Genomic DNA, 16,613 nt, shown 5'->3' with positions numbered 1-16,613 from the left:
AACCACAACATTTCAACATAGGAGGTTCAATGTCAATGAATGACGTAAAAAGCTTATCACATAGTAAATGGAGATGTAAATATCATATTGTTTTTGCTCTAAAGTATAGAAGGCAAATAATTTATGGTCGGATAAAAGCTGATGTAGGTAAAATCCTAAGAGATTTATGTAAGAGAAAAAATGTAGAAATTATCGAGGCAGAATGCTGTCCAGATCATATACATATGCTAGTAACGATTTTACTACATTTAAGCATATCGAGTTTTATTGGATATTTAAAAAGCAAAAGTAGCCTCATGATATTCGATAAACACGCAAATTTAAAATATAAGTATGGAAATAGACATTTCTGGTGTAGAGGATATTATATGGATACGGTGGGATGATATGAAGGAGCGATAAAAGAGTATATTCGCAATCAACTACAAGAAGATATAGCACAAGATACACTAAACTTTAAAGAATATACCGACTCGTTTACAGGTGAGCTGGTAAAATAGACAAAATAAAAGCCTCCGAGTAGGGGGCGGCCAGTGGTAATAGAGTGGTTGTCAGATCATTCAATGCCCTCTTTAGAGGGCCACCACTAGAGAAAGACCCTTATAGGGTCAAATCATAAACACCCGTTCTACGGGTGGTTATGATTTGAGCTTAATGCGTTTTGTATTGTAATTCAAGACATAAAAAACTGCACCTCCAAAAATTGTGTCCAATTTTCGGGGTGCAGTTCATATCACCTTACGGATTTTTTCTTAATATTTTTTAAAAAAGTACATCATGAGAGGCCCAATAAGCACCTAGAATCATTGCGTTTGAATGTGTTTTGTTATTAAAGTCTATCGCCTTAGGTGTATCGTATTGAGAACCCGAAGTCCAATAATACCGTTGTTTATACTTATTGTACTGAAAATAGTAAGTAGTTATAGTTTGTTTGCCACTATTAAGATTTCCGATTACATTTATTGCCCATACGGTTGCAAAATTATCGTCTTTTACGAATGTAGCACTACTAGTATCAGCATAGTATTTACCATCCATATACTGTGAAATAAAAATCATTTGTGCATCCACTGTATTTAATTGTACATTGAACCCAAAAAGTGATAGCGTTAATAGTGCAATTGCATAAAATTTCTTCATAATATCCCCCATACAAGCAAAAAAAATTCATATTATGCTCATGTTTATTATTGCATATAACTTTAAAAATGAAAAGAAGGAGTTTTATATAGATCGTTTATGACTTAGAGTTATCTATTTATTGATGGATTTTTTTGTGTAACTACTTTTATTAAGCATCTAGTAAGTTATTACTATAATTTGTAATAACTAAGGAGACTTTTAGGTGAATAAACCCAGTGTTTATCTGTCTTTTGACCTATAAATCGAATTGGTCAAATAAAAAAAGTCAAAAAAAGTCAAAAATTATTAATTTGACCTATTGACTTTTTGACTTAATATGTTTATTATAATGACATAAGGTTAAAAAAACCTAGAAATAAAGCAAGAAATTAAACAGACTTAAAAAGTCAAATAGATATACTTGTAGTAAAAAAGTGAGGTAATTTATATGAACAACAACTTTAACAACTTTGGTAATGAATTTTCTAGTATGAATGATTTGTTTAATCAATTGATGGGTAATATGGGTGGTTATTCCACGGAACGACGTAGTTATAAGATTAATGGTCGCGAAGTAACTCCAGAAGAATTTGCGTTTTATCGTCAAACTGGTCGCTTACCATCTAATGAAGAAATGCAAGCTGCTCAAGCTGCGCAACAAGGTAAAATTAAACAAGATGGCATCCTTGCTCGTTTGGGGACAAACTTAACTCAACAAGCTCGTGATGGTAAACTTGATCCTGTAATTGGCCGTAACAAAGAAATCCAAGAAACAGCAGAAATCTTAGCACGTCGTACTAAAAATAATCCTGTACTTGTAGGTGATGCTGGTGTTGGTAAAACTGCAGTAGTAGAAGGCTTGGCACAAGCTATTGTAAATGGTGATGTTCCAGCAGCTATTAAAAATAAAGAAATCATTTCCATCGATATTTCCGGATTGGAAGCTGGTACTCAATACCGTGGTTCTTTCGAAGAAAATATTCAAAACCTTATTAAAGAGGTAAAAGCCGCTGGCAATATTATTTTGTTCTTCGATGAAATTCACCAAATTTTGGGCGCTGGTTCTACCGGTGATGGTCAAGGCTCCAAAGGCTTGGCAGATATCTTGAAACCAGCTTTGTCTCGTGGTGAAATGACTGTTATTGGGGCTACAACACAAGATGAATACCGTAATACAATCATGAAAAACGCGGCTCTCGCTCGTCGTTTTAATGAGGTAAAGGTAAATGCGCCATCTGCAGAGGATACTTTCAAAATCTTACAAGGCATTCGTCCATTGTACGAAGCGCATCATAATATTGAATTGCCAGACGCGGTGTTGAAAGCAGCTGTAGATTATTCCGTACAGTATATTCCACAACGTAGCTTGCCTGATAAAGCTATTGATTTAATCGATGTAACAGCAGCTCACTTGGCGTCTCAACATCCTGTAACAGATATTAAAACATTGGAAGCAGATATTGCTGATGCTAAAGCAAAACAAGAGGAATATGCTCAAAAAGAAGACTATGAATCTGCGATTAATGAAAAAATGCGTATTCAAAAGTTACAAGCAGAGCTTGATAACCATACAGAAAATCAAAAGGTAGTGGCTAAGGTTAACGATGTAGCAGAAGCCGTTGAAAGAATGACAGGTATCCCTGTATCTCAAATGGGTGCATCCGATATCGAGCGCTTGAAAGACATGAAATCTCGTTTAGAAGCTCATGTAATTGGTCAAGATAAAGCAGTAGAAGCTGTATCTAAAGCAATTCGTCGTAACCGTGCAGGCTTTGACGAAGGTAACCGTCCAATCGGTAGCTTCTTATTCGTAGGTCCTACAGGTGTTGGTAAAACAGAATTAGCTAAACAATTAGCTCTAGATATGTTTGGTAACAAAGATGCAATCATTCGCTTGGATATGTCCGAATATAGTGATCGCACAGCCGTATCTAAATTAATCGGCGCTACAGCTGGTTATGTTGGTTATGAAGATAACTCTAACACATTGACTGAACGCGTACGTCGCAATCCTTATTCTATTGTATTATTCGATGAAATCGAAAAAGCAGACCCTCAAGTTATTACATTACTTTTGCAAGTATTGGACGATGGTCGCTTAACAGATGGTCAAGGTAACACAGTAAACTTTAAAAATACTGTTATCATCGCTACATCCAATGCAGGTTTCGGTTATGGTAATGACAATGATGATGAAAATAAAGTAGATGTAATGGAACGCATCGCGCCATTCTTCCGTCCAGAGTTCTTGAACCGTTTCAACGCAGTTATCGAGTTCAATCAATTGAGCAAAGAAGATTTGAAAAAAATTGTAGATTTGATGCTTGATCAAGTGAATAAAACTTTAGCTAAAAAAGATATCACTCTTGATGTAACAGATGCAGCTAAAGAATTGTTGATGGAACAAGGGTATGACAAAACTATGGGCGCTCGTCCATTACGTCGTGTTATCGAATCTGAAATCCGCGATAATGTAACTGATTTCTATTTGGATCACATCGATGCTAAACACTTGCTTGCTGATGTTAAGGATGGTCATATTGTAATCTCTGAAAAAGCAGATTCCGATGATAGCAAAGACCAAGATAAGGCTGAGAAATAAACAATAGACGTAAAAGTGTCAGAATAATCATTTGACAAATCTGAATAAAGTAGTAATATTAATAGCATAATTATATAGTGAGTATGCAAGGGAGCCTATTATATAGGCTGAGAAAGGGCTGCGAGCACCTGACCTTTATACCTGATCGGGATCATGCCCGCGTAGGAAGCACGCTAATACTTAATATGGGTATCGATCATTTTGTTCGATACCCATTTTTGCATACCTAACTATATATGTCTTTTATATAGGAGGATGTAAAATGTTTATGACTCAATTGGAATCGGCTATGGCTGGTGTAGTTACGAAGGAAATGAAAGTCGTCGCGGAAAAAGAACGTATGGATGAAGAGGTATTACGTTCACTAGTGGCAGCAGGAAAGGTTGTTATTCCTTGTAACAAGCAACATACTAGTATTTCGCCTGAGGGGATTGGCAAATGCCTTAGAACGAAAGTCAATGTTAATTTAGGTACATCAAAAGATGTTACTGATTATGATAGTGAAATTGAAAAGGTTAATCGAGCTATTAGACTTGGAGCAGAGTCAATCATGGATCTTTCAACTCATGGTGATACTCGTATTTTTAGACGTAAATTAATCGAGACATCACCAGTAATGATTGGTACGGTGCCTATCTATGATAGTGTTATTCATCATCAAAAAGATTTGGGTGAATTAACGGCTCAAGACTTCTTGGACACTATCCGATTACACGCTCAAGATGGTGTAGATTTTATTACTATCCACAGTGGTATTACGAGAAAAACAATAGATCAAATTAAGAATCATAAACGGTTGCTTAATATTGTTAGTCGCGGAGGGAGTTTGGTATTTGCATGGATGAGCATGACAGGCCATGAAAATCCATTCTATGAATATTTTGATGAAATCTTAAAGATTTGCAAAGAATATGATGTTACTTTGTCTTTAGGTGATGCTTGTCGTCCGGGTTGCTTGGCGGATGCCACTGATGTGTGCCAAATTGAAGAGCTTGTAAGGCTTGGTGAATTGGCAAAACGAGCAAAAGAATATGGTGTACAAGCTATGATTGAAGGACCTGGACATGTACCTTTACATCAAATACAAATGAATATGGAAGTTCAAGAATCTTTATGTGATGGAGCGCCATTCTATGTATTGGGACCGCTCGTCACAGATATTGCTCCAGGCTATGACCATATTACGGCTGCTATTGGTGGCGCTGTAGCGGGTATGCATGGTGCGTCCTTCTTATGCTATGTTACACCAGCGGAACATTTAGCCTTACCAAATGCAGATGATGTAAAAGACGGAATTATGGCTTTCAAAATAGCGGCGCATGCTGCAGATATTGCTCGTGGTATTCCTAATGCAAGAGATATAGATGACACTATGGCTAAGGCACGTCAAGTTCTCGATTGGGAGGCACAATATGCTTGTGCCCTTGATCCTGAACGGGCTCGTTCTATTCGTGAAAGTAGAGCACCGGAGGAAGATCATGGTGAAACCTGTTCGATGTGCGGCAAGTTCTGTGCTGTGCGCAGTATGAATAAAGCTTTACAAGAAGAATATATTGATATTTTATAAGCTTTTTCATATGGGAGGTCATTATGGATTTGATTGTTAATGGAGAGCCAAAGTATGTTGTAGGTGAGCAACTTCATTTGATTCTTGATGAATTAGGCTATTCTGGTAAACACTTTGTAGTTGAGCTTAATGGAGAGATTCTTAGTAAGGAAGCATATACAACCACTAAATTAACGGCTGCTGACAGATTAGAAATCGTTAGCTTTGTAGGAGGTGGTTGATATGTTGGATTCATTTACTGTAGGTAATACAACATTTTCTAGTCGCTTATTAGTAGGAACAGGGAAATATGCATCCTATAATTTGATGCGAGATGCACTGGTAGCATCGAAATCAGACATTGTGACGGTTGCTCTTAGACGAGCAGGTACAACACAAAGTGAAGAGGATATATTAAATTATATCCCTGATAGAATGCATTTATTACCGAATACATCGGGCGCTCGAAATGCAGACGAAGCAATACGTATTGCACGCATGGCAAGAGAATTAGGCTGTGGTGATTTGATTAAGATTGAAGTCATTCAAGATCAGATGTATTTGATGCCCGATAATCTAGAGACTATTAGGGCTGCTGAAGTGTTGGCAAAGGAAGGGTTTATCGTCTTTCCTTATATGAGTCCTAATTTGATGGATGCAAAGCGACTAGTAGATGCTGGTGCTAGTTGTATTATGCCCCTCGCTTCGCCTATTGGTAGCAATCGTGGACTTGAAGCAAAAGGATTGATAGAAATTTTAATCAACTCTATTGATGTGCCAATTATTGTTGATGCGGGAATAGGGAGACCTTCCGATGCAACAATAGCTATGGAAATGGGGGCTAGCGCTGTTCTTGTTAACACGGCTATTGCTACGAGCTCAAATCCAGTAGGTATGGCAGAGGCTTTTTATTATGCTGTAGAGGCTGGCCGCAAGGCATATCTTGCAAAATGTGCACCTAAGAAGTCTGTAGGCAGTGCATCTTCACCGTTAACTGGTTTCTTGCGAAAGTAAGGTGAGAATATGTCATTTTTAGATGTGCTTTCAAGAGTTTCTGACGAAGATATAGCTGAAACATTAGAGGCGATAACTGGTGATGAAATACTTTCAACACTCTCTAAACCTGCGTTAGCTATTGATGATGCACTTATTCTGTTATCACCTCAAGCCCTGCTGTATTTAGAAGATATGGCGCAGTTAGCTCATGAGCAGACGGTACAGCAATTTGGTTATACCATACAGCTGTTTACGCCTATGTACATTTCAAACTATTGCGACAATGGTTGTGTTTATTGTGGATATAGTCATCATAGTGGAATTGCCCGTGAAAAACTAAGCTTAAACGATATTGAACTTGAAGCGAAAGCAATCGCTGAAACGGGATTAGAGCAAGTCTTGGTATTAACTGGCGAGTCTAAATCTTGCAGTCCACCAGCATATATACAGGCCGCCGTAGAAACATTGGTTCCTATTTTTAGCAGCGTTAGTATAGAAGTGTATTCGCTTACGCTGGAGGAATATAAAGGATTAGTCGCAGTTGGTGCGGATGGAATGACGATGTTCCAAGAGACATATAATCCGACTTTGTATGCGCAATTACATCCATTTGGGCCTAAGAGTGGTTTTGCAAAGCGCATTGATACGCCTGAGTTGGCTTGTCAGGCTGGATTTAGAGTGGTCAATATTGGTGCTTTAATGGGGCTTGATGAATGGCGTAGAGAGGCATACAAGACGATGTTACATCTTAATTATCTTGTGCAACATTATCCAGATGTAGAATTATCTGTTTCCGTTCCAAGAATTCGACCTTGTGCAGTAGGTTATTCACCAAAATATCCTGTAGATGATACGGCATTAGTTCAATATATTTTGGCTTTGCGTCTTTTGTTCCCCCGTGTGGGAATTACGCTTTCCTCTCGTGAAAGCAAGTACATGCGTGATAATCTGGTGAGACTGGGGATTACAAAACTTTCAGCTGGCGTAACGACCTCTGTAGGGGGACATACAAAACAAGATGATTCTAGCCAATTTACAATCAGTGATAATCGCAGTGTAAGTGAAATGGCTGTAATGCTCGAAAATAATGGGTATCAACCCATTTATAAAGATTGGCAGACGCTATGAGGAGATATGTGTATGGCTCATATGAATAACGAATTTGAAACGGCTATATCTCACTTCTATAGTCCTGAGGAGTTTCGTAAATTGCAGAATTCAGTAGTAGGTATTATAGGTGCTGGCGGATTGGGATCCAATTGTGCTGTTAATCTTGTACGTAGTGGTATTCGAAATCTAATTGTTGCAGATTATGACATTGTAGAGCTAAGTAATCTAAATCGACAACACTATTTTTCGTGTCATGTGGGGCAGTATAAGGTAGAGGCTTTACAAGATGTATTAACTGCCCTTAATTCAAATGTTATTGTTAAGATTTATAAGGATAAATTGACAACCGAGAATATACCTGAAATCTATAAAAAAGCCGATATTTTGATAGAAGCTTTTGATGCGGTAGAAGCTAAGTCTATGTTTTTAGAGGCTGCAACCTCAGTAGATGTACCTAAAATCATGGTATCCGGATTGGCTGGAATAGGTAATTCCGATGCATTACGAACTAAAAAGCTAGGTCAAAATTTATATATTGTTGGTGACGAGCATTCTGGTGTAGACAATGCCTATCCTTATGCACCACGTGTGGCTATTGCTGCTGCAAAACAGGCGGATCTAGCGTTATCACTTTTACTAGAAAAGACCATGTCTAATGAGGTGTAATAGGTGAACAGAAAAGATAAACTAACAGAGGTAATAAATGCTTGTCCTATATATGGAATTACGGGCGGTACTCGAGATGTGGTTACGCTTGTGAAAGATATGCTAAGTGCAGGGATACGAATTATTCAATATCGTGAAAAGGGAAAAACGCCGATTCTGCGATATCAAGAGGCTATGATTTTGAGGCGGTTGACCTATGATTATCATGCTCTATTAATTATTGATGATTATGTTGATCTTGCGTTAGCTATACATGCTGATGGTGTTCATATTGGACAAGATGATTTGCCGCCTAATACGGTAAGACGGATTGTAGGGCCTAATATGTTGATTGGGTGGTCAACCCATAGTATATCCGATTTAAAAGCGGCAAACAGATATACGAGTGTTATAGATTACATTGGAGTAGGGCCTATTTTTTCTACACAGACAAAACCCAATGCTAATCCTGTAGGAATTTCTTATGTATATTGGGCAAAGCAATTTAGTAAGGTTCCCATTGTCGCCATTGGAGGAATTAAAACGACAAATGCTGATATCGTTTGGCAAGCGCATCCCGATTTTATTTGTGCCGTTTCTGAAATAACAGAGTCGGACAATATACAAAATACGGTTTATGAGCTTATGACTGGATATAGTAGAGTCAGATAAAAAATTGAGTTTACATACAAACCACAAGATTAAAATCTTGTGGTTTTTTGGTTATAAAAGAATTTTGTATACATGATAAAAATCATTGCTAACACATCGATTTATTTAGTATAATCGTATCATTAAACTCGATATTCTATAGAATTTATAAAATAGATGAAGATGGAGAGGTAATAGTATATGTCTCATTATGTAGATTTAAATAGTGATTTAGGCGAAAGTTTTGGTAACTATACATTAGGCATGGATAGTGAAGTATTAAATCACGTAACAAGTGCTAATATTGCTTGTGGTTGGCACGCTGGAGATCCTCTTATCATGGATGCGACTGTCCGCATATGTAAAGAAAAAGGAGTTGCCATAGGGGCACATCCTGGTTATCCAGATTTGATGGGATTTGGTCGTCGTGCGATGGCAGTAAATCCTGCTGAGGCAAAAGCATATATGATGTACCAACTAGGTGCACTTCAAGCTTTTTGTGATAGTTATGACATTACTTTACAGCATATGAAATTACATGGTGCTTTTTACAATACAGCCTGTGTTACACCTGTACTAGCTGATGCAATTTTAGATGGTTTGCAAGCGGTAAATCCTAATATCGCGGCCATGGTTTTAAGTGGTAGTTATATTGCTCAAGAGGCACAGCGAAGAGGTATTCCTGTTATACAGGAAGTGTTTGCCGATCGTGGCTATACAGAGGAGGGAACATTGGTCCCTCGTACAGAAGTAGGTGCTTTCATTAAAGACCCGCAAGAGGCTTTAGACCGAGTTCTTATGATGGTTACAAAGGGTAAGGTTGTTACTAATACGGGGAAGACCATTGATATTGTGGCCGATTCCGTATGTGTTCATGGTGATAACCCAGAAGCGATAGCTTTCACAAGATATATTCGGGAAGGGCTCATAAAAGCTGGTGTAACGGTGGCGAATTTTCAACACCGATAACACTATTAAATACATTAAAATAAATGCTTAATTAATACCAACAAAAATGCAAATATAAGTATTAAAAGTAAGTATTACATGTAAGTATGAGCTTTAAGAAATAAGTATGGCATAGATTAATTATTATATGTGGAGGTTCCTATGAAACCAATTACAGGTAAAGCGAGTTTCTCTGTCCTATTAGGGGCAGCTTTCTTAATGGCCACGTCTTCCATTGGACCTGGCTTTATGTTACAAACGGCAGCATTTACAAATGAGTTGAAAGCAGACTTTGCATTTGCTATCGTTGTATCCGTTATTTTCTCAATTATTGCACAGCTTAATGTGTGGACGATTATTGGTGTATCCCAAATGCGTGGTCAAGATATTGCGAATAAGGTATTGCCAGGCCTTGGTTATATAGTGGCATTTTTAATTTCCCTTGGTGGATTGGCCTTTAATATCGGTAATATTGGTGGTGCTTCTATGGGCCTCAATATTATATTTGGTATCGACACAACAACAGCGGCCGCTATTAGCGGTATCTTGGGTATCTTATTATTTACATCTAAGAAGATGGGTGGTGTTTTAGATAATACGGCTAAAGTACTCGGTACTGTTATGCTTGTTCTTATCGCCTACGTAGCATTCTCTACGAATCCACCAGTAGGAGAAGCCTTGTCTCATTCTGTGATTCCAGAGCATGTGCCGTGGTTAGCAACGATTACACTTATTGGAGGCACTGTAGGTGGTTACATTACATTTTCTGGTGGTCACCGCCTCATTGATGCAGGTATTACAGGTCAAGAGCATTTAAAAGATGTACGTCGTGCAGCAATTATGGGAATGTCTGTAGATGCATTAGTTCGAGTGTTATTGTTCTTAGCCGTTTTAGGTGTAGTATCCATGGACTTTGTACTAGATTCTAAAGACCCAGCAGGCTCTGCGTTTCTTCTCGGCGCTGGTGAAATTGGACATAAATTATTCGGTATAGTGTTCTTCTGTGCTGCATTGACCTCTGTAGTAGGGGCTGCCTACACATCAGTATCCTTCTTAAAAACATTGTTTAAGATTGTAGAACGAAATGAAAAATTGACTATTATGGCGTTTATTTTTATTTCTACATGTATCTTAATCTTTATTGGTAAACCAGTATCTCTATTGATTTTAGCTGGTTCTGTAAATGGGTTAATATTACCTGTTACATTGGCAGTTATGCTTGTCGCAACTCATAAATCTGAAATCGTAGGAACATACAAACACAATAAACTTTTATATTATACCGGTTGGATTGTAGTGCTTGTAACATCTTATATTGGTGTTACATCTTTAAAAGGCATTGCTAAGTTACTAGGTTAATTAATTATCTGTGAAAGCACCATTACGTTCGGCTTGAATGTGATGGTCCTTTCTAGTTATAGCAGGAGGTACATATGAAACCTACAATTTCACCTGTAGGGGATTGCGCTATCTCTATTGATTTTGGTCAAGTAATCGATCCAAAGATTAATCGACACATCCGACAAATTATAGAGCAGATTAAAGATTTACAGCTAGATGGAATTATTGAACTAGTTCCTACATACTGCGCATTGCTTGTTCAATATGATGCAATGGTATATTCTTATTCAGATATTTGTAGAATTCTTGAACCCACATTGCAAGAATCGGTAACGGATAGCGCAAATGAACTCGTTACGATTGTTGAAATACCCACCGTATATGGTGGCGAGTTTGGCCCAGATTTAGGCTTTGTAGCCTCTTATAATCATTTAAGTGAAGCTGAGGTTGTATCCATTCATAGTGGTACAGATTATTTAGTTTATATGTTAGGCTTTATTCCTGGATTTACCTATTTAGGTGGCATGGATCCACGCATTGCGACGCCTCGACTATCCTCTCCAAGGACTTTGATTCCTGCCGGCTCTGTAGGTATTGCAGGAGAACAGACTGGCACATATCCATCAGATTCTCCTGGAGGCTGGCAGATTATTGGACGCACACCTGTGACTATGTATGACATGTCTAAGGAGCAAGCTGCACTATTGCAAGCCGGAGACTACGTTCGTTATGTGTCTATCGATGAAAACGAATTCCATAGGGTTAAATCCTTGGGTATGGAATATATTCCATCTATATATGAAATAGAAAGTGGTGATTTACGTGGATATAAATGAGTTTCAACGCGCTTTAATCCGCGTAGATGCTCCGGGTATGTATACAACGATTCAAGATATAGGGCGTATTGGCTTTCAACAATATGGTATGCCTGTGGCAGGTCCTATGGATAGTGAAAGCTATCTCTTGGGACAGGCTCTAGTAGGAAACAAGGAACCTCTAGGTGCTTTAGAATGTACCGTGTTACCTCCTACGCTAACTGTTCAAGGTACATGTATTGTTGCTTTTACAGGGGCCGACATGCACCCAACCATTAACAATGTAGTTGTGCCTAGATATATACCTTTTATTTGTCACGAAGGGGATATCATTTCTGGTGGCTTCAGCCAATGTGGCGTGCGTATGTATATTGCTTTCTCTGGTGGGGTCGATGTTCCTGCTATTAACGGTAGCGTATCCACTCATACAAAGGCTAAAATAGGTGGTTTTGAGGGGCGTTCATTACAAGCGGGTGATCAGTTTGGCATTAAAGCATTTACTAGACACGAAGTGAATGTGTGCGACTTCTATGGAACTCATAAATTATTCAATACCGCTTTATATAACCGCGGCGGTCGTGAGTGTCACGAACCTTTGCGTGTAGTACTAGGAGAGCAAGCAAAGTATTTTACCGAGAAAGGGATTAAGACCTTTGGTAGTAAAATATATACATTGACCGTACAATGTGATCGCATGGGCTTCCGCTTAGATGGCCCTGTCATAGAGCATATCGATAGTGCAGACATTATTTCTGATGGTGCTGTATTTGGCTCTATTCAAGTTCCGTCAGATGGAAATCCAATAGTCCTCATGGCGGACCGACAAACAACGGGCGGCTATACAAAGATTGGTACTGTCATTACCGCCGATTTACCTAGGTTAAGCCAATTGCCAGTAGGGGATGGAATTCATTTTGATATTATATCCGTTGAAGAAGCACAAGAAATATATCGTACATATATTAGACACTTGCATAAGCGAATAGAATTAGCACACGAACAAAGTTTATATGTTTTTAAAGTAAGCTAATTCGTTACCTAATTTAATTATACAATTTAGTAATAAAGCTATCTCGTAGATTGTCATTTCTATGAGATAGCTTTTTGTTATGTAAAGTAAGATGAATTGATGAGGTGGTGGGAAAATATAATCTTATAAAATAAGTTTAAAATAATGATTATGAATTTATATTCATTTTATCTCTTTGATATGGTATAAAATAAGCCCATATTTTATATAAATTTGTGACATGAATCACTATAATGCCCATTACTACGCTGTTTGTGCAATGCCTATAGTTATGAAAAATAAATGAAAAAACTTGATAGTATATTAAAGGTTTTGGTATACTTATAATATTGAAGATTTTGAAATTCTCGTATGACTTACCATATGATAAAACATCGAGGGAGCATTAATATTAATCTAGTTTATAGGAGAAAGTATGAATAAGATTTTTAAAGTGGTTTGGAGCAAATCAAAAAACTGTTACGTAGTAGTATCTGAGTTCGCTAAGAATAATAGTGGTAAAAAGAAAATTGTTGTAGCAGCAATCTTGGCTGTATTAGCAATGACTAATGCTAGCATCTCTATGGCGGCAAATACTTTGCCTACAAATCTGCATGCAACAGCAGTAGGCTTGGGGGATGGTGCTTCTGTTACTGGTGACAAAGCTGTAGGTTTCGGTCAAAATGCAGCAGCTGCTGGTGGATATTCTATTGCAATAGGTTCTAATTCTAGTACCAGTGTTAACAGTCCACAAGGAATCGCTATTGGTGGTGGTAATACTGCTAATGAAGGTGCAAGAGTAATTGGGGAGCAAGCAATTGCCATTGGGGGAAATACAATAGCTCAAGGTAACTCTTCTATTGTTATTGGTGGCGATGATGTAGTTAAAGCCGATAGTGTAAAAGTTATTTACACTACGAATAATGGTGAGAATAAAACTGGGGATTTGCGTAGTGCAGTTCAAAGCTTAACAGGATTTGATATGAGAAACCCACTATATACATCGGCAACGGCTGGTGAATCTGGTATCACATTAGGCATGAAAGGTCAGTCAGGCAATGTGGGCATTGCCATTGGTACAGGTGCAAATGCGAAGGATCGTTTATCAGGAACTTCTAGTGGTGCTTCTGGTCAAGCCAATAATGATGTAACAAATGCTATTGCTATTGGTACAGGGGCTAGGGCAAATCGTGATAATGCTATTGCCATCGGTGGTGGTTCTAACACTGATGTAGGCGGTACAAAACAATCTAGTTATACTTTGCCAAATAACGTTGTTGCTTCCTGGGCTGGTGGTGATAAAACATTGCCAGGTGACGTTGTATCTTTTGGTTCTAAAGGGTATGAACGTCAGTTGAAACATGTGGCTCCAGGTGAAGTAAGTGCTACTTCCACAGATGCAATTAATGGCTCTCAACTTAGTGCTATTGTAGACCAAATCGCTTATAAATATATATCTATAAAATCTTCTGATATTGCTAATAAAGATAATACTGGTGCTACGGCGGCTAATTCTATTGCTATTGGCCCAAATGCCGCAACAGACGTATCTGCGAGTCGTTCTGTAGCTGTTGGTGATGGTGCTAGAGGTAAAGTCGTAGATGGTGTAGCTGTTGGTTCAAAATCTACAGCTGATATTGCTTCAGGCGTAGCGGGCTATAATGTTAATACTAGTCGTACAGATATATATGCTGGTTTAAGTGGTGCCGCCCTAACGTCTAAATTAGGTGGTGTTGCTGTTGGTACGATGAACCAAACACGTCAAATTAACTATGTTGCTGCAGGTACTGCTGATACAGACGCAGTAAACGTGGCGCAATTAAAGAGTGTTAATCTAGCTTTTACAGGTGATACTGGTACAGGCGATGTGAACCTTGCTAATAGTAAATTGGCTGTAAATGGTGATAATACATACATTAGCACTACAGCTAATGGCAAGAAAATTACAGTTTCTGGTAAAAAGCAAGACATTACTGTAGCAAATGGTAGCGCTACAGCCTCGGCTGGTATGGCGGATTCTGCTAACGTAGCTAATGCGATTAATCAAGCAATTGATCAAAATAAATATGGTTGGAATCTTTCTGCTAATGGTGAAGCTACACCAGTAGCAGTTGAAAAAGGTAATACAGTAGATTTTTCTGGTGACGATAATGTTGCGGTTGCTAGAAATGATAAGAAAATCTCTGTAGCTTTGAAAAAAGATCTTTCTAAATTAAACAGTGCTTCTTTCAATAATGCTAGCGGTAATGAAACTGTAAAAATTGATGGTAATAAAGGTATCAATGCTGGAAATTTGAAAGTTGCCAATGTAGCAGATGGTGTTGCTGATAAAGATGCTGTCAATGTATCTCATGCTATCGCTCGTAAGATTTCTTTAGGTGGTAACTCTGGTTCGACTGATGAAAAATCGTTGAGCACAGGTGATGTGAAATTCAATGTGAAAGGTGAAAATGGTCTTACGACTGTTGCTAATGGCGACGATGTGACTGTTAAACTCGATGATACGACTAAAGGTAAAATCGAGAATGCAGCTGATCGAGATTTGAGCAATTTGACTACTGATGGTAAACAACAAGTTAAAGATTTAGCAGCATGGCATGTAGTAGCTAATAATGAAACGGCTGAAAAGATTGAAGGTGGTAATACAGTTAAGTTTATCGATGGTGATAACATTTCTATTACTCAAAATGGTAAGGACTTCACCATTTCTACTAAGAAAGATGTAACCTTTGATACGGTAACAGCTACTCAAACGATTACAGCGCCAAAGGTTAAAGCGACAACTGGAGTTGAAACACCTCAAGTAACAGGCTTGACGAACACTGCGTGGGTTCCAGGTCAAACACAACCTGTATCTGGTCGTGCAGCCACAGAAGACCAATTGAAACATGTTGATGATCAAGTAGCGGAAAATAAAGCCAATATCGCTGATAATACAGATAAGATTGGTAAAAATGCTGTTGCTATTGCGGATAACAAGCAAAAAATAGCTGACAATAAAACAGTGCTATCGCTCGTAAGATTTCTTTAGGTGGTAACTCTGGTTCGACTGATGAAAAATCGTTGAGCACAGGTGATGTGAAATTCAATGTGAAAGGTGAAAACGGTCTTACTACGGTTGCTAATGGTGACGATGTGACTGTTAAACTCGATGACGCGACTAAAGGTAAAGTTGACAATGCAGCTGATCGAGACTTGAGCAACTTAACAGATGCTGGTAAGCAACAAGTTAAAGATTTAGCAGCATGGCATGTAGTAGCTAATAATGAGACGGCTGAAAAGGTTGAAGGTGGTAATACTGTTAAATTTATTGATGGTGATAATATTTCTATTACTCAAAATGGTAAAGACTTTACCATTTCCACTAAAAAAGACGTAACCTTTGACACGGTAACAGCTACACAAACGATTACAGCGCCAAAAGTGAAAGCGACAACTGGAGTTGAAACACCTCAAGTAACAGGCTTGACTAACACTGCATGGACTCCGGGGCAAACACAACCTGTATCTGGTCGTGCCGCTACAGAAGATTAATTGAAACACGTTGATGATCAAGTAGCAGAAAACAAAGCCAATATTGCTGATAATACAGATAAGATTGGCAAAAATGCTGATGCCATTGCGGATAACAAGCAAAAAATAGCTGACAATAAAACAGCAATTGATAAAAATGCAGTAGATATTGCCACTAACAAAGACAATATTGCTGCGAACAAAACAGATATTGCTACTAATAAGGATAACATCGCAACCAATAAAGCTAACATCGACAAAAACACGACAGCTATCGGTCGTAAGATTTCTTTAGGTGGTAACTCTGGTTCTACC

At 38.2% G+C, this 16,613-nt stretch carries 12 protein-coding genes, 2 pseudogenes and 1 riboswitch; of the genes and pseudogenes, 13 read left to right on the top strand and 1 reads right to left on the bottom strand.

Annotated elements, in window-relative coordinates; genetic code table 11:
- The first annotated feature begins 35 nt into the window (after positions 1-35).
- Positions 36-500 (top strand): annotated as a pseudogene (gene tnpA, locus KH286_RS09350) (IS200/IS605 family transposase).
- Positions 501-762: 262 nt separating this feature from the next.
- Here tnpA and KH286_RS09345 read toward each other — a convergent pair.
- Entirely contained in the window at positions 763-1,140 is a 378-nt protein-coding gene (locus KH286_RS09345) for a hypothetical protein (RefSeq protein ID WP_101928978.1), read from the bottom strand.
- A 430-nt stretch (positions 1,141-1,570) separates the two neighbouring features.
- Here KH286_RS09345 and KH286_RS09340 point away from each other — a divergent pair, with 430 nt between their 5' ends.
- From KH286_RS09340 to KH286_RS09285, 12 genes and pseudogenes are all read left to right on the top strand, one after another.
- Positions 1,571-3,724: an ATP-dependent Clp protease ATP-binding subunit gene (locus tag KH286_RS09340; RefSeq protein WP_008602705.1), complete on the top strand. Its 2,154-nt coding sequence runs from the start codon at positions 1,571-1,573 to the stop codon at positions 3,722-3,724.
- Positions 3,725-3,801: 77 nt separating this feature from the next.
- Positions 3,802-3,909, top strand: a riboswitch (TPP riboswitch).
- A 77-nt stretch (positions 3,910-3,986) separates the two neighbouring features.
- The gene (thiC, locus tag KH286_RS09335; RefSeq protein ID WP_278617852.1) at positions 3,987-5,291 is read left to right on the top strand and encodes a phosphomethylpyrimidine synthase ThiC; all 1,305 of its coding nucleotides are present in this window, start codon (positions 3,987-3,989) and stop codon (positions 5,289-5,291) included.
- 23 nt (positions 5,292-5,314) lie between these two features.
- Positions 5,315-5,512 (top strand): sulfur carrier protein ThiS, encoded by a 198-nt coding sequence (gene thiS / locus KH286_RS09330; protein WP_021147833.1) that lies wholly within the window; start codon positions 5,315-5,317, stop codon positions 5,510-5,512.
- A 1-nt stretch (position 5,513) separates the two neighbouring features.
- The gene (locus KH286_RS09325; RefSeq protein WP_021147834.1) at positions 5,514-6,284 is read left to right on the top strand and encodes a thiazole synthase; all 771 of its coding nucleotides are present in this window, start codon (positions 5,514-5,516) and stop codon (positions 6,282-6,284) included.
- Between the two features lie 24 nt (positions 6,285-6,308).
- Entirely contained in the window at positions 6,309-7,394 is a 1,086-nt protein-coding gene (gene thiH / locus KH286_RS09320; protein WP_278617851.1) for a 2-iminoacetate synthase ThiH, read from the top strand.
- Between the two features lie 12 nt (positions 7,395-7,406).
- Positions 7,407-8,042, top strand: coding sequence for a sulfur carrier protein ThiS adenylyltransferase ThiF (gene thiF, locus KH286_RS09315; RefSeq protein ID WP_021147836.1), 636 nt, complete (start codon positions 7,407-7,409; stop codon positions 8,040-8,042).
- A 3-nt stretch (positions 8,043-8,045) separates the two neighbouring features.
- A complete protein-coding gene (thiE, locus tag KH286_RS09310) occupies positions 8,046-8,693 on the top strand; it encodes a thiamine phosphate synthase (RefSeq protein ID WP_021147837.1) in 648 nt (215 codons plus the stop codon).
- A gap of 180 nt (positions 8,694-8,873) precedes the next feature.
- On the top strand, positions 8,874-9,641 hold the full coding sequence (locus tag KH286_RS09305; RefSeq protein ID WP_021147838.1) for a LamB/YcsF family protein: 768 nt from the start codon (positions 8,874-8,876) through the stop codon (positions 9,639-9,641).
- Between the two features lie 141 nt (positions 9,642-9,782).
- Positions 9,783-10,979 carry an NRAMP family divalent metal transporter gene (locus KH286_RS09300; protein ID WP_077708211.1) on the top strand — a complete coding sequence of 399 codons (1,197 nt, stop codon included), beginning with the start codon at positions 9,783-9,785 and terminating at the stop codon, positions 10,977-10,979.
- A 74-nt stretch (positions 10,980-11,053) separates the two neighbouring features.
- The gene (pxpB, locus tag KH286_RS09295) at positions 11,054-11,797 is read left to right on the top strand and encodes a 5-oxoprolinase subunit PxpB (protein WP_077708212.1); all 744 of its coding nucleotides are present in this window, start codon (positions 11,054-11,056) and stop codon (positions 11,795-11,797) included.
- Positions 11,798-11,834: 37 nt separating this feature from the next.
- A complete protein-coding gene (locus KH286_RS09290) occupies positions 11,835-12,806 on the top strand; it encodes a biotin-dependent carboxyltransferase family protein (protein ID WP_373051446.1) in 972 nt (323 codons plus the stop codon).
- A gap of 415 nt (positions 12,807-13,221) precedes the next feature.
- Positions 13,222-16,613 (top strand): annotated as a pseudogene (locus KH286_RS09285) (ESPR-type extended signal peptide-containing protein); the annotation flags it as partial.

This window comes from Veillonella parvula (assembly GCF_018378075.1).
GTDB classification, from domain to species: Bacteria; Bacillota; Negativicutes; order Veillonellales; family Veillonellaceae; genus Veillonella; species Veillonella parvula_K.
The sequence above is the reverse complement of the archived record's forward strand: the minus strand, read 5'-3'. Positions and strand labels throughout refer to the sequence as shown.